The organism is Pseudomonas sp. OA65 (genome assembly GCF_017498305.1).
Taxonomy (GTDB): domain Bacteria; phylum Pseudomonadota; class Gammaproteobacteria; order Pseudomonadales; family Pseudomonadaceae; genus Aquipseudomonas; species Aquipseudomonas zanjanensis.
In genome coordinates, this window is record NZ_JAGDEZ010000055.1 from 16,135 (window position 1) to 33,242 (window position 17,108).

15 protein-coding genes are annotated in these 17,108 nt (G+C 61.4%); 5 read left to right on the plus strand and 10 right to left on the minus strand.

The window, feature by feature from the left end; all coding sequences use genetic code 11:
- Positions 1–185 precede the first annotated feature (185 nt).
- Complete coding sequence (locus J3361_RS27030; protein WP_207967115.1) at positions 186–1,334, minus strand: FAD-dependent oxidoreductase; 1,149 nt, start codon at positions 1,332–1,334, stop codon at positions 186–188.
- 25 nt (positions 1,335–1,359) lie between these two features.
- Entirely contained in the window at positions 1,360–1,527 is a 168-nt protein-coding gene (locus tag J3361_RS27035) for a rubredoxin (protein ID WP_003177199.1), read from the minus strand.
- Between the two features lie 175 nt (positions 1,528–1,702).
- Here J3361_RS27035 and J3361_RS27040 point away from each other — a divergent pair, with 175 nt between their 5' ends.
- Together J3361_RS27040 and ubiA are read left to right on the plus strand one after the other, a co-directional pair.
- Positions 1,703–2,266: a chorismate lyase gene (locus J3361_RS27040; RefSeq protein WP_207967116.1), complete on the plus strand. Its 564-nt coding sequence runs from the start codon at positions 1,703–1,705 to the stop codon at positions 2,264–2,266.
- A complete protein-coding gene (gene ubiA / locus J3361_RS27045) occupies positions 2,266–3,156 on the plus strand; it encodes a 4-hydroxybenzoate octaprenyltransferase (RefSeq protein ID WP_207967117.1) in 891 nt (296 codons plus the stop codon). Before J3361_RS27040 ends, ubiA begins: the two co-directional genes overlap by 1 nt.
- A gap of 180 nt (positions 3,157–3,336) precedes the next feature.
- Here ubiA and J3361_RS27050 read toward each other — a convergent pair whose 3' ends face one another.
- Positions 3,337–3,720: a hypothetical protein gene (locus tag J3361_RS27050; protein WP_207967118.1), complete on the minus strand. Its 384-nt coding sequence runs from the start codon at positions 3,718–3,720 to the stop codon at positions 3,337–3,339.
- A gap of 152 nt (positions 3,721–3,872) precedes the next feature.
- Between J3361_RS27050 and phoB the strand changes: the two genes are divergently transcribed.
- From phoB to J3361_RS27065, 3 genes are all read left to right on the plus strand, one after another.
- Complete coding sequence (gene phoB / locus J3361_RS27055) at positions 3,873–4,562, plus strand: phosphate regulon transcriptional regulator PhoB (RefSeq protein WP_003177195.1); 690 nt, start codon at positions 3,873–3,875, stop codon at positions 4,560–4,562.
- Positions 4,563–4,700: 138 nt separating this feature from the next.
- The gene (gene phoR, locus J3361_RS27060) at positions 4,701–5,987 is read left to right on the plus strand and encodes a phosphate regulon sensor histidine kinase PhoR (RefSeq protein WP_189674362.1); all 1,287 of its coding nucleotides are present in this window, start codon (positions 4,701–4,703) and stop codon (positions 5,985–5,987) included.
- A 113-nt stretch (positions 5,988–6,100) separates the two neighbouring features.
- The gene (locus J3361_RS27065) at positions 6,101–7,441 is read left to right on the plus strand and encodes a hemolysin family protein (protein ID WP_207967119.1); all 1,341 of its coding nucleotides are present in this window, start codon (positions 6,101–6,103) and stop codon (positions 7,439–7,441) included.
- Positions 7,442–7,604: 163 nt separating this feature from the next.
- Here J3361_RS27065 and J3361_RS27070 read toward each other — a convergent pair whose 3' ends face one another.
- From J3361_RS27070 to J3361_RS27100, 7 genes are all read right to left on the minus strand, one after another.
- On the minus strand, positions 7,605–8,501 hold the full coding sequence (locus J3361_RS27070) for a M23 family metallopeptidase (RefSeq protein WP_207967120.1): 897 nt from the start codon (positions 8,499–8,501) through the stop codon (positions 7,605–7,607).
- Positions 8,502–8,739: 238 nt separating this feature from the next.
- On the minus strand, positions 8,740–9,657 hold the full coding sequence (locus J3361_RS27075; RefSeq protein ID WP_207967121.1) for a response regulator: 918 nt from the start codon (positions 9,655–9,657) through the stop codon (positions 8,740–8,742).
- Positions 9,658–9,826: 169 nt separating this feature from the next.
- On the minus strand, positions 9,827–10,588 hold the full coding sequence (gene phoU, locus J3361_RS27080) for a phosphate signaling complex protein PhoU (protein WP_207967122.1): 762 nt from the start codon (positions 10,586–10,588) through the stop codon (positions 9,827–9,829).
- Between the two features lie 112 nt (positions 10,589–10,700).
- Positions 10,701–11,534 carry a phosphate ABC transporter ATP-binding protein PstB gene (gene pstB / locus J3361_RS27085; protein ID WP_053127038.1) on the minus strand — a complete coding sequence of 278 codons (834 nt, stop codon included), beginning with the start codon at positions 11,532–11,534 and terminating at the stop codon, positions 10,701–10,703.
- Positions 11,535–11,627: 93 nt separating this feature from the next.
- Positions 11,628–13,298, minus strand: coding sequence for a phosphate ABC transporter permease PstA (pstA, locus tag J3361_RS27090; protein ID WP_207967123.1), 1,671 nt, complete (start codon positions 13,296–13,298; stop codon positions 11,628–11,630).
- Between the two features lie 15 nt (positions 13,299–13,313).
- The gene (locus J3361_RS27095; protein WP_207967125.1) at positions 13,314–15,347 is read right to left on the minus strand and encodes an ABC transporter permease subunit; all 2,034 of its coding nucleotides are present in this window, start codon (positions 15,345–15,347) and stop codon (positions 13,314–13,316) included.
- Between the two features lie 405 nt (positions 15,348–15,752).
- Positions 15,753–16,751, minus strand: coding sequence for a phosphate ABC transporter substrate-binding protein PstS (locus J3361_RS27100; RefSeq protein WP_207967124.1), 999 nt, complete (start codon positions 16,749–16,751; stop codon positions 15,753–15,755).
- Positions 16,752–17,108: the final 357 nt, after the last annotated feature.

The window sequence follows — 17,108 nt, forward strand, 5'->3', positions numbered from 1 at the left end:
AGCCCCTTTGACGGTTTTTTTGTTGTTATGTCCGTGCTGTTCTCTTTGGAACAGCCCCTAAGGCGCCGCAGGCTCTACTCTGCGGCAGACGGAAGTGAGGATGGCACGGTGCCGAAAACCGCGCCAGTGTCCGGACAAGCTTTGTGGGACCAAAAGTAGGGTTTTTGCGACAGAACGACCAGTATTTACGCCAGCAGGGCTGGAAGCTCCTTGTTCAGCGCCAGTTTCTCCATCACCGCCGTGCCTGTCAGGGCGTAACCCAACAGATTGCCTTGAGCGTCGCGGCACAGCACCTTGATGTCCGCGCCCTGCCCTTCGACGCTCCACACGCCTTCGCTGCCTCGCGGTGGCGGCGACACGACCAAGGGACACACCGGGGTTTTTACGGTGATCGGCATGGCGCCGTAGCTGACGACAGTCGGGTTGCCGGCCAAGGTTTGAGCCAAGGCCCGGGCGCAGCTCATCAGCGGCATGACATACAGCAGGTTCAAGCCGTCGACCTCGGCGCAGTCGCCCAGGGCGTAGATATTGGCGTGGGAGGTTTTCAGGTGACGGTCGACCACGACGCCGCGGTTGACCACCAGGCCAGCGGCGGCCGCCAGGTCGATGCGTGGGCGCAGGCCGATGGCCGAGACCACCAGGTCGCAGGCGATCACTTGGCCGTCGGACAGGTGCGCCTCCAGCCCGTCGGCGACCTTCTGCAAGCGGTTGAGCACAGGGCCCAAGTGGAAGCGCGCGCCGAGGCTTTCCAGCCCGGCCTGGACCGCTGCCGCAGCGGCCGGATGCAGCAGCGTCGGCATGACTTGCTCGCACGGCGCCACCAACTCGACTTCGTAGCCCCCCAGACTCAGGTCGTTGGCGAACTCGCAGCCAATCAGGCCGGCGCCCAGCAACAACACCCGGCGCTTGCCGGCGGCCGCAGCCCTGAAGCGTGCGTAGTCTTCCAGGTCGTTGATGGGAAAGATCAGGTCCGCCGCGTCGCCCTGTACCGGCACGCGCACGGTTTCGGCGCCCCAGGCCAGGATCAGGTCGCGGTAATTCACCGCCTCCTCGCCGATCCACAGCCGTTTGTGGCCCGGATCGATGCCGCTGATGCGGGTGTGGGTCCGCACTTCGGCCTTGAGTTGTTCGGCCATCGCCCCCGGTTCAGCCATGCTCAAACCATCGGCATCTTTGTTCTTGCCAAAGCCCGTGGAGAGCATCGGCTTGGAGTATGAGCGACCGTCGTCCGCGGTGATCAGCAGCAGCGGGGTTTCGCTGTCGAGCTTGCGAAACTCCCGGGCCAGGTTATAGCCGGCCAGCCCAGTACCGACGATGACGACAGGTGCACTCATGTTGCTCTCCATTTAAATGAAACGATCAGTTGATTTCGATCATTTCGAAATCCATCTTGCCGACACCGCAGTCCGGGCACAGCCAGTCCGCCGGTACGTCCTCCCAACGAGTGCCGGGCGCGATGCCATCGTCAGGCCAGCCGTCAGCTTCGTTGTAGATCAGGCCGCAGACGATACATTGCCACTTTTTCATTCCAATACTTCCTCAAGATGTCAGGCCTTGGCCGGTATTTTCCGGCTCAGGGCCGTTTTGTACTGATCGGTTGCGACAGATGCAAGCACGATCGGCAGGCAACAGGCCGGGCCAGTCAAAACCCGCGACCGACATGGTAAGCTCGCGACCTCATTTGCTGCCATTCAAGACCTCTGTGCCGCATACAAATTCGATATTTCCTACACTTCAATGGCTGCCCCGGCACCTGCTGTCGCCCCGCCCCGATGCCGGTGTACTCGATTGGTTGTTCGACGAAGGGTCCCTGACACGGCGCCTCACGCGTCTGTCGGACGGTCATTTCAGCGTGACCCCATTGTTCGAAGGCTGGCAGCCATTGCGCGTCGACGAATGTGCCGCGCTGGACCTGGGCGAGGGCAGCGAGGGTTGGGTACGCGAGGTGTATCTACGCGGTCGCGACCAGCCTTGGGTATTCGCCCGCAGCGTGGCGGCGCGCAGCGCCTTGCAGGGTGACGGGTTGCACATGGACGAGTTGGGCAGCCGCTCCCTGGGCGAATTGCTGTTTTGCGACCAGGCGTTCCAGCGCCGGGCCATCGAGGTGTGCCATTACCCCGAGGCCGGCTTGCCGGAAGACGTACGCGCCAGCGGGCTGTGGGGGCGCCGCTCACGTTTCGACCGCGGTGCCTTGAGCGTGCTGGTGGCGGAAATCTTCCTGCCCCGCTTGTGGACCGTCGCCCGCGCCTATTCGGAGAACTGCTGATGTACGTGCAACTGCTCAAATCCTTGAATCGCCTGAACCCACGGGCATGGGACTTCGTGCAACTGACCCGCATGGACAAGCCCATCGGCATCTACCTGCTGCTGTGGCCGACGTTGTGGGCGTTGTGGATTGCCGGTGAAGGCTCGCCGTCCATCGCCAACGTAGTGATCTTCGTCCTCGGCGTGGTGCTGACCCGCGCTGGCGGCTGCGTGATCAACGACTGGGCCGACCGCAAGGTCGACGGTCACGTCAAACGCACCGAGCAGCGCCCGCTGGTGAGCGGCAAGATCAGTTCGAAAGAGGCGCTGGTGTTCTTCGCCGTACTGATGAGCGTGAGCTTCCTGCTGGTGCTGTGCACCAACGCCCCGACCATCCTGCTGTCCCTCGGCGGCCTGGCCCTGGCGTTCAGTTATCCGTTCATGAAGCGCTATACCTATTACCCGCAAGTGGTGCTGGGCGCGGCGTTCTCCTGGGGCATGCCGATGGCGTTCACTGCCGAAACCGGTCATCTGCCGGCGGCTGCCTGGTTGCTGTACATCGCCAACCTACTGTGGACAGTGGGCTACGACACCTATTACGCGATGACCGACCGGGACGACGACCTGCGCATCGGCGTGAAGTCCACGGCGATCCTGTTCGGCGATGCCGACCGGGTGATCATCCTGACGCTGCAAGGCCTGGCCTTGGGTTGCCTGCTGTTGGCCGGGTCGAAATTCCAACTGGGTGGCTGGTTCCACCTGGGACTGGTGGCCGCGGCCGTGTGCTTCGCCTGGGAGTTCTGGTACACCCGTGGCCGGGATCGGATGCGCTGCTTCCAGGCATTCCTGCATAACCACTGGGCCGGTTTGGCGATTTTCGTGGGGATTGTGTTGGATTACGCGTTGCGCTGAAGCCGAGCCCCAGCACTAAACTTTGGCTCATGCCAGCATTGAACCTAGGCTTATGAAAGCCTTTGTGGCGAGGGAGCTTGCTCCCGCTGGGCTGCGGAGCGGCCCAAGATTTTTGCGGTCGCTGCGCAACCGAGCGGGAGCAAGCTCCCTCGCCACAAAAAAGCGTCTCAGCGGGACGCGTTACTTAGCCTTGGCCACTTTCCAGGCGCCGTCCATTTTGCCGTCGCCGGTCATCTCTCCGGCCTTCTTGTCCATCACGAAGGTGTACAACGGCATGCCCTGATAGGCCCACTGCATTGAGCCATCATCGCGCTTGATCACGGTCCAGTCGCCCATGGATTTATCACCCTTCTCAGCCATCAGCGGTGGCCAGTTAGCCGCACACTTGTCATTGCATACCGACTTACCAGCCGAGTCTTTGGCAAAGGTGTAAAGGGTCATGCCCTTATGGTCGGTGAACATGCCATCCTTCTCCATTGCAGGATCGGCAGCCATCGCAACCCCAGGCAGGGCCAGAGCAACTGCCATCAGCAGGGCTTTGATAGAAACAGTCATTTGTTTCATGGAAACCTTCTCTTGTGGTTGTCAGGATTCGGACTGAAAAGCGTAGTCCAGGATCCCCTCCCTTGCCGCAGGACGAAATAACTGTCACACGACTGCAATAATTCCGTTATCTAATGCGGCGCAAGACAGTTAAATGACAAGAGGATTACCCCATGGTTGGCAGGAGCATTCTGATCGTCGACGACGAGGCGCCCATCCGCGAGATGATCGCCGTTGCGTTGGAGATGGCCGGCTATGACTGCATGGAAGCAGAAAACTCTCAACAGGCCCATGCCATCATCGTCGACCGCAAGCCCGACCTGATCCTGCTGGACTGGATGCTGCCCGGCACGTCAGGCATCGAACTGGCGCGACGCCTCAAGCGCGACGAGCTGACCGGTGATATTCCGATCATCATGCTCACCGCCAAAGGCGAAGAGGACAACAAGATCCAGGGCCTGGAAGTCGGCGCCGACGACTACATCACCAAGCCATTCTCCCCGCGGGAGCTGGTGGCGCGCCTGAAGGCCGTGCTGCGACGCGCCGGACCGACGGATGGCGAAGCGCCGATTGAAGTCGGTGGCCTGCTGCTCGACCCGATCAGCCACCGCGTGACCATCGACGGCAAACCCGCCGAGATGGGCCCGACCGAATACCGCCTGCTGCAATTCTTCATGACTCACCAAGAACGTGCCTACACCCGCGGCCAACTGTTGGACCAGGTCTGGGGCGGCAACGTCTACGTCGAGGAACGCACCGTGGACGTGCACATCCGACGCCTGCGCAAGGCCCTCGGCGATGCCTATGAAAATCTGGTACAAACCGTGCGCGGCACCGGTTATCGTTTTTCGACAAAGGCTTAACGACAGCTACAAGTTTCAAGCTTCAAGCGGCAAGCTGAACCGCGCTTGGCTTTTAACTTGTCGCTTGAAGCTTGTAGCTTGGAGCTGCCCTAGGGATTTTCCGTGAATCAAAACTGGCATGGCACCCTGATTCGCCACATGTTGTTGTTGGTGACTGGCTGTTTGCTGATCGGCCTGATCAGCGGTTATTACGGCTGGAGCCTGGCCGCGGGCCTGGGGCTTTACCTGGCCTGGACACTCAAGCAATTGCTGCGCCTGCATGAATGGCTGCGCCTGCACCAACCCGACGAAGCCCCGCCCGACGGCTATGGCTTGTGGGGCGAGGTGTTCGACAGCATCTATCACCTGCAACGGCGCGACCAGCGCGTTCGCGGGCGCCTGCAGGCGGTGATCGATCGGGTCCAGGAGTCCACCGCCGCGTTGAAAGACGCGGTGATCATGCTCGACAGCGAAGGCAACCTGGAGTGGTGGAACCGCGCCGCCGAAACCCTGTTGGGCCTCAAGACGCCCCAGGACAGCGGCCAACCAGTGACCAACCTGGTGCGCCATCCGCGCTTCAAAGAGTATTTCGAGCAAGCCAATTACGCCGAGCCGCTGGAGATCCCTTCGCCCACCAACGACCGGCTGCGCATCCAGTTGTACATCACCCGCTACGGCAACAACGAGCACTTGATGCTGGTGCGCGACGTCACGCGTATCCATCAGTTGGAACAGATGCGCAAGGATTTCATCGCCAACGTGTCCCACGAATTGCGTACGCCGTTGACGGTGATCTGCGGTTACCTGGAGACCCTGCTCGACAACGTCGAGGAGGTGAACCCGCGCTGGAGCCGGGCCTTGCAGCAGATGCACCAGCAAAGCGGGCGCATGCAGACCCTGCTCAACGACTTGTTGTTGCTGGCGAAGCTGGAAGCCACCGATTACCCGTCCGACAACCAGCCGGTGCCGATCGACGACCTGCTGCAAATCATTGTCGAAGATGCCCAGGAACTGTCCGGTTCCAAGCAACAGACCATTACCCTGGAAGCCGACCCGGCCGTGCAGCTCAAGGGCAGCGAGGCGGAACTGCGCAGTGCGTTTTCCAACCTGGTGTTCAACGCGGTCAAATACACGCCGGAGCAAGGCCGGATCCATGTGCGCTGGTGGGGCGACGAGCAAGGCGCGCACTTGAGCGTGCGCGATTCGGGGATCGGCATCGACAGCAAGCACCTGCCGCGCCTGACCGAACGCTTCTACCGCGTCGACTCCAGCCGCAACTCCAACACCGGCGGCACCGGGCTGGGCCTGGCTATTGTCAAACATGTCCTGCTGCGCCATCGCGCCCGCATGGAAATCAGCAGCGTACCCGGCCATGGCAGCACCTTTACTTGCCATTTTGCCCCAGCCCAAGTGGTTCGCACACGCCTCGCTCGCCCCGCTGATTGAAAGCGCCCCCTAGGCAATCGCCGAGTCAGCCGCTACATTGACTGACTTGCGCCTGCCTTTTCAGGCGCTGATTCCTAACTTCTACGACTATACGGAACCCGCAAAACTCCATCATGGACCCTTCCCCTGGCTTGTCCCTCGTTACACTCTTCGCCGAATTCGGCATGATTCTTTTTGCTCTGATCCTGGTTTTGCTCAACGGCTTTTTCGTTGCGGCCGAATTCGCCATGGTCAAGCTGCGTTCGACCCGGGTCGAGGCCATTGCCGAGCAGAACGGCTGGCGCGGGCACATCCTGCGCACCGTCCATAGCCAACTCGACGCTTACCTGTCGGCATGCCAGCTGGGTATCACCCTGGCGTCCCTGGGCCTGGGTTGGGTCGGTGAGCCGGCGTTTGCCCACATCCTCGAGCCGTTGCTGGGCGCGGTCGGCGTAGAGTCGCCGGAAGTGATCAAGGGCGTGTCGTTCTTCACCGCCTTCTTCATCATTTCGTACCTGCACATCGTGGTCGGTGAACTGGCGCCCAAATCCTGGGCCATCCGCAAACCCGAGCTGCTATCGTTGTGGACCGCCGTGCCGTTGTACCTGTTCTACTGGGCCATGTACCCGGCGATCTACCTGCTCAACGCCAGCGCCAACGCCATTTTGCGCATCGCCGGCCAAGGCGAGCCCGGGCCCCATCACGAACACCATTACAGCCGCGAAGAACTGAAGCTGATCCTGCACTCCAGCCGTGGCCAGGACCCGAGCGACCAAGGCATGCGCGTGCTGGCCTCGGCCGTGGAAATGGGCGAGCTGGAAGTGGTGGACTGGGCCAATTCCCGGGAAGACCTGGTGACGCTGGAGTTCAACGCGCCCCTCAAGGAAATCCTGGCGATGTTCCGTCGCCACAAGTTCAGCCGTTATCCGGTGTACGACAGCGAACGCCAGGAGTTCGTCGGCCTGCTGCACATCAAGGACCTGCTGCTGGAACTGGCGGCCCTGGACCACATCCCCGAATCGTTCAACCTGGCCGAACTGACCCGGCCGCTGGAGCGCGTGTCGCGACACATGCCGCTGTCGCAGTTGCTGGAGCAGTTCCGCAAGGGCGGCTCGCACTTCGCCGTAGTCGAGGAAGCCGACGGCAACATCATCGGCTACCTGACCATGGAAGACGTGCTGGAAGTGTTGGTGGGCGACATCCAGGACGAACACCGCAAGGCCGAACGCGGCATCCTGGCCTACCAGCCGGGCAAGCTGCTGGTACGTGGCGACACGCCGCTGTTCAAGGTCGAGCGCCTGCTGGGGATCGACCTGGACCACATCGAAGCCGAAACCCTGGCCGGGCTGGTCTATGAAACCCTCAAGCGCGTGCCGGAAGAGGAAGAAGTGCTGGAAGTCGAAGGCCTGCGAATCATCATCAAGAAGATGAAAGGGCCGAAGATCATCCTGGCGAAGGTGTTGATGCTCGATTGAGTGTCAACCCGTTCCGGCGAGCCGGTGGCAAGCTGTGGGAGCAAAGCTTGCTCGCGATACAGGCGACTCGATTCTGAAAGACCGCGTCGCTTTCATCGCGGGCAAGCCTTGCTCCCACAGATAAATCCCTCTACCACAAAAGCATCCTCGGGATGCCTAGGTGCTACTGCTTGCCCAACGCAAAATTGGGCAAGTCGCCCACCGGTTGCTTGAACTGGTAGGGAATCGACACCAGCCCCAACCCGGTATTGCGCTGCACCACGAAATGCAGGTGCGGGCCTGAGCTGTTGCCGGTATTGCCCGACAACGCCAACGGCGTGCCCACCCCGACCCGCTGCCCTTCCCGTACGCTCACCGAGCCTTTCTGCAGGTGCAGGTAGACGCCCATGGTGCCGTCATCGTGCAGCACCCGCACGAAGTTGCCCGCAGGATCATCCCCGCGGCCGGTCTGTTGGTTTTCGGTCTTGATGACCACGCCACCCCGCGCCGCGATGATCGGCGTGCCTACGGGCATGGCGATGTCCATGGCGTAGCGGTTCTTCGGGCCGTAATGGCTGTATTGGCCGTTGGCGCCCTGGCTCAGCCGGAATGGCCCGCCCCGCCACGGTAGCGGGTACTGATAGTCCTGGGCGGCGCCGGCAGGGTCGCCCAGGGAATATTCGAACCGCGGGGTATACACCAGCGGCCTGCCGGGCCGGGTAGCCGTGAGCAGCGCCAGGCGCAGGTTGCTGCGTGCCGGCAGCACCCGACGAATCGGCCGGCTCGGCGCCCCGCTGACATTGCGCAGCCCGGCGAAACTCAACTCGATCTCTACCGGCGCGTACAAATCGTTGCGCACGAACACCGCGTCCGCGCCCTTCTGCTTCTTGATATCGAGAAACACCTGGCGCTCCAGGCGTTCGACCATGCGGTCGCGGAATACGAACACCTGGGCGCCCTTGCTGGGACGGTCGCTATAGGACACCACGCCATTGGCATCGGTGGATTTATAGATCGTCATGGCCACGGCCGAGGTGGAGGCCAGGACAAGACCACAGGCAAACAGCAGGGGTGCGAGCATGGGCAAAAGGTTCTGTCGAAAAATGAAGGCCTGCACAGCAGCCTAGCAGCTGGGATGGACCAGCGTAGTCGACGGATGTTTCAAAATTGGATCAGCGATTGTTGTTGAGGCTGATGGCCCCATCGCGAGCAGGCTCGCTCCCACAGTGATCTCTGTTGTTCACAAAATTTGTGTCCACAGCAGATCCCCCTGTGGGAGCGAGCCTGCTCGCGATAGCGGCCTCAAGGGCGCCGCCGAATCAGGCGCCCGGTACGAAGTGCTTCTGCGCCGTGCCGCGGGCGATCAGGCGAGAGATGTAGTCGAGTTTCTGCGGGTCTTTGTCGACGAAGCGGAACGTCAGTTGCAGCCATTCGCTGTCGGGCGTCTGCTCATGGGCGACGATCGCGTGCAGGTAGCCGTTCAGACGCGCGGTTTCGGCGTTGTCGCCCTGTTCCATGTCCAGCACCGCGCCCTCGAGTACCTGCGGCAGGGTGTCGGAGCGTTTGACCACCAGCAGCGCTTCCTTGAGGCTCAGGGCCTTGATCACGCATTGCTGGGTGCCACTGGACAGGCGCAACTGGCCTTGGCCGCGATTGGTCGTCGAAGCGGCGGCCACCGGTGCCTTGACCGGTGGGCTGTTGAGCAGGCCACGAGCCGGGGCGGCAGCAGCAGGGGCGGCCGGGGCCGACGCAACCGCCGCCACCGGAGGCTTGCCGCCCGTCAGGGCGCTGAGGGAATCATTGCCGAACGCCGAGTTCATCTTGGTCGGGGCGCTGTTCATCAGCGTGTCGAGCTTGCCGACCTTGTGCAGGGCCTGCTTGACCTTGGTCAGCAACTGTTCGTTGGTGAATGGCTTGCTGACGTAGCCGGAAACGCCGGCCTGGATCGCCTGGACCACATTTTCCTTGTCGCCGCGGCTGGTAACCATTACGAACGGCATGCCCTTTAGGCTGTCCTGCTGACGGCACCAGGTCAGCAGTTCCAGGCCGGACATTTCCGGCATTTCCCAATCGCACAGCACCAGGTCGAACGCCTCGCGAGCCAGCAGGGCCTGGGCTTTCTTGCCGTTCACCGCGTCTTCGATACGCACGCCCGGGAAGTAGTTGCGCAGGCACTTCTTCACCAGGTCACGAATGAACGAAGCATCGTCCACGACCAACACACTGACCTTACTCATCCAGATACACCTCTAAAAAATCCCGGCAAGCATACCGCTTTTACTGATGGCACATCGCCAAAAAACCTTCAGTCACGCCGGGACTTTTCGTTCGCGGGGTGCTGCTTTCGATGAAAAAAAATCCAAAAAAAAAGCCCGACCAGAAGGCCGGGCGCTTTTCTTGGCAATCTTACTTATCGTCAGTTGCGTCCGGAACATTAGCGGTTTCGGACGGGGTGCCCTCAACTTCTTCCTTCATCCGCTTGAGCCCCATATGGCGCACATCGGTGCCGCGCACCAGGTAGATGACAAGTTCCGAGATGTTGCGCGCATGATCGCCGATACGTTCCAAAGAACGCAGCACCCAGATAATGCTCAACACGCGGGAGATGGAACGCGGGTCTTCCATCATGTAGGTCGCCAGCTCGCGCAGGGCGGTCTTGTATTCGCGATCGATGATCTTGTCGTACTGGGCCACCGACAACGCCAGGTCGGCGTCGAAGCGGGCAAAGGCATCCAGCGCGTCGCGAACCATGTTGCGCACCTGGTCGCCAATGTGGCGAACCTCGACGTAACCGCGCGGCGCTTCGCCTTCTTCGCACAACTGGATGGCGCGACGAGCGATCTTGGTGGCTTCGTCGCCGATCCGCTCAAGGTCGATCACCGACTTGGAGATGCTGATGATCAGGCGCAGGTCGGACGCAGCCGGCTGACGACGGGCCAGGATACGCAGGCATTCTTCGTCGATGTTGCGTTCCATCTGGTTGATCTGGTCATCGATTTCGCGCACCTGCTGGGCCAGGCCGGAGTCGGCCTCGATCAGCGCGGTCACCGCGTCGTTGACCTGTTTTTCCACCAGCCCGCCCATGGCCAGCAAGTGGCTGCGCACTTCCTCAAGCTCGGCATTGAACTGTGCGGAAATGTGGTGAGTAAGGCCTTCCTTCGAAATCATGGTTCTGCTCCGCATAAGCTGTGAGCTGCAAGCTACAAGCTGCAAGCTGATGTGTGTCGTTACTCGGATCGCTTTTACTTGCCGCTTGCAGCTTGCGCTTGCGGCTCTACGACTAGCCGTAGCGACCCGTGATGTAGTCTTCGGTCTGTTTCTTGGCCGGATTGGTGAACAGCGTATCGGTATCGCCGAATTCCACCAGTTTGCCCATGTACATGAACGCGGTGTAGTCGGACACCCGCGCCGCCTGCTGCATGTTGTGGGTCACGATGACGATGGTGAACTTGGACTTGAGCTCGTAGATCAGTTCTTCGACTTTCAGCGTCGAGATCGGGTCCAGGGCCGAGCAGGGTTCGTCGAGCAGCAGTACTTCCGGCTCGACGGCGATGGTGCGGGCGATCACCAGGCGCTGCTGCTGACCACCGGACAGGCCCAGGGCCGACTCATGCAGACGGTCCTTGACCTCATCCCACAGCGCCGCGCCCTTGAGGGCCCATTCCACGGCTTCGTCGAGGACGCGCTTTTTGTTGATGCCCTGGATGCGCAAGCCGTAGACCACGTTCTCGTAGATGGTTTTCGGGAACGGGTTAGGCTTCTGGAACACCATGCCCACGCGACGACGCAGCTCGGCCACGTCTTCGCCCTTGCGGTAGATGTTGTTGCCGTAGAGGTTGATTTCGCCTTCGACGCGGCAGCCGTCCACCAGATCGTTCATGCGGTTGAAGGTGCGCAGCAAGGTGGACTTGCCGCAACCCGACGGGCCGATGAACGCGGTGACGCGCTGTTTCGGGATATTCAGGCTGACGTCATACAGCGCCTGCTTCTCACCGTAGAACAGGTTCAGGCCGGGCACTTCGATGGCCACGGTTTCCTGGGCCAGGTCCAGGCTCTGCTTGTCGCGGCCCAGGGCCGACATGTTGATGCCGTGTGTATGTGCTTCGTGTTGCATGGTCTCACTCCGTTCGTAGCTGCAAGCTTTTAGCTGCAAGCTGCAAGTTTTGAGCAAAAGCGGCTTGCAGCTTGCCGCTTGTGGCTAATGCTTTTAGCTATCCAACGCTTTGTATTTTTCGCGCAGGTGGTTACGGATCCACACCGCCGACAGGTTGAGCGTGGCGATCACCAGCACCAGCAGCAGTGCCGTGGCGTAGACCAACGGCCGGGCTGCCTCGACGTTCGGGCTCTGGAAGCCGACGTCATAGATATGGAAGCCCAGGTGCATGATCTTCTGGTCCAGGTGCAGATACGGGTAGTTGCCGTCCAGCGGCAGCGACGGGGCCAGTTTCACCACGCCCACCAGCATCAACGGCGCCACTTCACCGGCGGCACGCGCCACGGCAAGGATCATCCCGGTCATCATCGCCGGGCTCGCCATCGGCAGGACGATTTTCCACAAGGTCTCGGCCTTGGTCGCGCCGAGGGCCAGGGAGCCTTCGCGCACGGTGCGCGGGATCCGCGCCAAGCCTTCTTCAGTGGCGACGATCACCACCGGCACCGCCAGCAGCGCCAGCGTCAGGGACGCCCAGAGCAGGCCCGGGGTGCCGAAGGTTGGCGCCGGCAAGGCTTCCGGGAAAAACAGCCGGTCGACCGAACCACCCAGCACGTAGACGAAGAAGCCCAGGCCGAACACACCGTAGACAATGGCCGGAACGCCGGCGAGGTTGTTCACCGCGATGCGGATCAAGCGCGTCATCGTGCCTTGGCGGGCATATTCACGCAGGTAGACCGCGGCCAGCACGCCGAACGGCGTGACGATCATCGCCATGATCAGGGTCATCATCACGGTGCCGAAAATCGCCGGGAAGATGCCGCCTTCGGTATTGGCTTCACGGGGGTCGTCGCTGAGGAACTCCCAAACCTTGCTGAAATAGAAACCCAGCTTGGTGAACGTGCCCATGCCGTTTGGCTGGTAGGCGTGCACCACTTTGCCGATTTCGATTTCCACTTCTTTGCCGTTGGCATCGCGGGCCGTCAGGCTGTCGCGGTTGAACTGCGCATGCAGGTCGGCCAGGCGCGCTTCGATGTCCTTGTAGCGGGCATTGAGTTCGGCGCGTTCGCTTTCCAGGTCGGCCTGGGCGGCGGCGTCGAGCTTGCCGTCCAGTTCCAGTTTGCGACCGTGCAGGCGGATACGCTCCAGGCCGGCGTTGATGGCGCCGATGTCGACTTTTTCCAGGCTCTTGAGCTCGGCGGCCAACTGGTTGACGCGCTGTACCCGAGCCTGCAACTGCGGCCAGGCGGCCTCGCCCTCGGCGATGACCTTGCCGCCTTCCTTGACGTTGACCAGGTAGCCGTAGAAATTGCCCCACTCACGACGCTCGATGGCCATCAGCTCCGGCGGCGTGGTCTGGTTGGTCAGCCAGTCGCCGACGATCCAGGTGAAGTCGGTGCCGTTCAGGTCCCGGTTGCCGACCTTGATCAGTTCGCGGGTCATGAACTCGGGGCCTTCGTCCGGCACCGGCAAGCCGGCGCTTTTCAGGCGCTCGCGAGGCACTTCTTCTTTCTGTACGACTTCGCCGACCACCAGGTGCGCAGGCATGCCCGGTACGTTGTAGCTGGCGTGGATCAGGTCCGCCGGCCAGAAGTGGCCGAGGCCGCGCACGGCGATCACCGCCAGCAGGCCAATGGTCATGATGACCGCGATGGACACGGCGCCACCGCTGATCCAGACGCCGGGGGCGCCGCTCTTGAACCATCCTTTCAGGGAGTTCTGTTTCACAGACTTCTACCTTTCTTAAAGCGACGAATATTTCTTGCGCAGACGCTGACGGATCAGCTCCGCGAGGGTGTTCATGACGAAGGTGAACAACAGCAGCACCAGGGCCGACAGGAACAGCACGCGGTAATGGCTGCCGCCGACTTCGGATTCCGGCATCTCCACTGCCACGTTGGCCGCCAGGGTGCGCAGGCCTTCGAACAGGTTCATTTCCATGACCGGCGTGTTACCGGTGGCCATCAACACGATCATGGTCTCGCCCACTGCACGGCCCATGCCGATCATCAGCGCCGAGAAAATGCCCGGGCTGGCGGTGAGGATCACCACGCGAGTCATGGTCTGCCATGGCGTGGCACCGAGGGCCAGGGAGCCCAGGGTCAGGCCGCGCGGCACGCTGAACACGGCGTCTTCGGCGATGGAATAGATGTTCGGGATCACCGCGAAGCCCATCGCCAGGCCAACCACCAGGGCGTTGCGCTGGTCGTAGGTGATGCCCAGGTCATGGGAGATCCACATGCGCATGTCGCCGCCGAAGAACCAGGCCTCCATGTACGGGCTCATGTACAACGAGAGCCAGCCCACGAACAGGATCACCGGGATCAACAGGGCGCTTTCCCAACCGTCCGGCACTCGCAAGCGAATGGATTCCGGCAGGCGACTGAAGGTGAAACCGGCGACCAGGATGCCGATGGGCAGCAACATCAGCAGACTGAAGATGCCCGGCAGGTGCCCTTCGACGTACGGCGCCAGGAACAGGCCGGCGAAGAAACCGAGGATCACCGTCGGCATCGCTTCCATCAGCTCGATCACCGGCTTGACCTTGCGGCGCATGCCCGGGGCCATGAAGTAAGCGGTGTAGATCGCGGCGGCGATGGCCAGCGGCGCGGCCAACAACATCGCGTAGAACGCCGCTTTCAGGGTACCGAAGGTCAGCGGCGAAAGGCTCATCTTGGGTTCGAAGTCGGTGTTGGCGGCGGTCGATTGCCAGACGTACTGGGGTTCGTCGTAGTTTTCGTACCAGACCTTGCTCCACAACGCGCTCCACGACACTTCCGGGTGCGGGTTGTCCAGCGTCAACGGTTGCAGCTTGCCGCCCTGTTCAACGATCAGGCGGTTGGCCCGTGGCGACATGCCGAACAGGCCCTGGCCATCGACCACCTGGTCCACCAGCAGGGTACGGTGGGCGGTGCTGTGGAACACGCCCAGCTTGCCGGCGGCGTCGAGCGCCACAAACCCCTTGCGGCGTTCTTCGGCGCTGATTTCAACGATGGGCGCGCTGCCCATCTGGAACGTACGAATCTGTTTGAAGCGCAGCTCGCCATCAGGGTCGCGGGCCATGAACCACTGGGCCAGGCCGCCCTTGGAGTCGCCGATGATCAGCGAGATCCCGCCGACCAGCTGGGCGGCGGCGGTGACTTGGGCCTCGCCATTCTCCAGCAACTTGTAACGGCCGTTGAGGCTCTTGTCCCGCAGGCTGAACACATCGGCCTGGGCGCGACCGTTGACCACGTACAACCATTGCTGGCGCGGGTCGACGAAGATGCTTTTCACCGGCTCGGTCATCTGCGGCAGATCGATACGCGTCTGCTCGCTGGTGATTTCACCGGTCATCATGTTTTCTTCGCTGGTCAGCGACAGCACGTACAGCTGGGCGCCGCTGGAGCCGGCAAGCAGCAAGGTCGAATCGGTGGCGTTGAGGCTGACATGCTCCAGGGGCGCGCCCTGCTCGTTCAACGCTATCGGCGCCTCGCCGTATGGGTATTCGATGGCCGGCGAAATGGTTTTCTTGCCATCGGGATAGCTGACTTTATAGGTGTGGCGGAACACCAGGGCCTGGCCGTTGGACAGACCGATTGCCACCAAGGGGCTGCCGGGCTGATCTTCACCGATGGACGTCACGCTGGCGCCGGCCGGAACCGGCAGGCCCACACGGCGCAGTTCAGCGCCGCTGTCGAGTTCATAGAACAGTGCCTGGCCCTTGTCGGAAACGCGCATGGCCACCTGGTTCTGTTCTTCGATGGCGATCATCAGCGGTTTGCCGGCGTCTTGCATCCAGGCCGGGGTGATCGAATCCTTGGCGGTCAGGTCCGCACCCTGGAACAGGGGCAGCACTACATAGGCCAGGAAAAAGAAAATCAGCGTAATGGCTGCCAGGACGGCGAGACCGCCGACCAGCACATACCAGCGCGTCAGGCGATCCTTGAGCGCGCGGATGCGGCGCTTGCGTTGCAGCTCAGGCGTATTGAAGTCAATGCGCTTGGGAGGGGAAGTCGTAGTCATTGTGGAGTTGGCCAGATCATTCATGCGCACACCCTAGCGATCCTGTATGACAGAAAGATGACAGTGAAGTGACGCAACAAATCCGCCGCCAGCTAGAAGCGGCAGCGGACAGAAAATTTGGCTGTGGGAGTGACCTTCACTCCCACAGTAGCCCGGGCGTAGGCCCGGGCTCAGGTGTTACTTCTTGGCGACGCTGCCGCCTTCCGACAGACCCAGGTCAGCCAGTGCCTTGGCGGCGACTTTGGCTGGCAGTGGGATGTAGCCGTCCTTGACCACGACTTCCTGGCCTTGCTTGGACAGGATCAGCTTCACGAACTCCGCTTCCAGCGGGGCCAGAGGCTTGTTCGGGGCTTTGTTGACGTAAACGTAGAGGAAGCGCGACAGCGGGTACTTGCCGTTCAGGGCGTTCTCTTCGCTGTCTTCGATGAATTCACCGCCTTCTTTCTTGGCCAAGGCAACGGTTTTCACGCTGGCGGTCTTGTAGCCGATACCCGAGTAGCCGACGCCATTAAGCGAGCTGCTGATCGACTGCACGACCGAAGCGGAACCTGGCTGTTCGTTGACGTTTGGCTTGTAGTCGCCTTTGCACAAGGCTTCTTCCTTGAAGTAGCCGTAGGTGCCGGATACCGAGTTACGACCGAACAGCTGGACCGGCTTGTTGGCCAGGTCGCCGGTCACACCGAGGTCGCCCCAGGTCTTGACGTCAGCCTTGGCGCCGCACAGGCGAGTCGAGGAGAAAATCGCATCGACCTGAGCCATGGTCAGGCCTTTGATCGGGTTGTCCTTATGTACGAACACGGCCAGGGCGTCCACGGCAACCGGAATAGCGGTTGGCTTGTAGCCGTATTTCTGTTCGAAAGCCTGCAGCTCGTTGTCCTTCATCTTGCGGCTCATCGGGCCCAGGTTGGAGGTGCCTTCGGTGAGTGCGGGTGGCGCGGTGGAGGAACCGGCGGCCTGAATCTGGATATTTACGTTCGGGTATTCTTTCTTGTAGTTCTCGGCCCACAAGGTCATCAGGTTGGCCAGGGTATCGGAGCCGACGCTGGAGAGGTTGCCCGATACACCGGTGGTCTTGGTGTAGCTCGGGATCGCAGGGTCAACAGCGGCAACCGCGTTGGCAGTCGCAACGCCAGCAGCGACAAACGTCATTGCCGCCATCAAACGCTTCAGTTTCATGCCTTACTCCTAGCAGATAGGGTGTGTTAAGTCGGCAAAGTATCGGTAAGCCGTGTGAACACTCTATGGCTGAAATATGACAATTGGATGAAAGGCCAGCATTGAGTTTTGCAGGATGTTTTCCGTGGCGAGGGAGCTTGCTCCCGCTGGGTTGCGCAGCGACCCCCTCTTTTTGTGAGTGCTGTGCTCTTCCTCCCAGCCGGGGTCACCTCCCCCCCCCACCCCGCGGCGCCCCCCCTCCCACTCCCACCCCTTTTTCTTCTCCCACCTTTTCTAAACGTTTGAACATCTTGCCTCTCATCGCCTTTTAAACACTCTTACACACTCCCACCACATCACTCTACATGCTCACCCGTT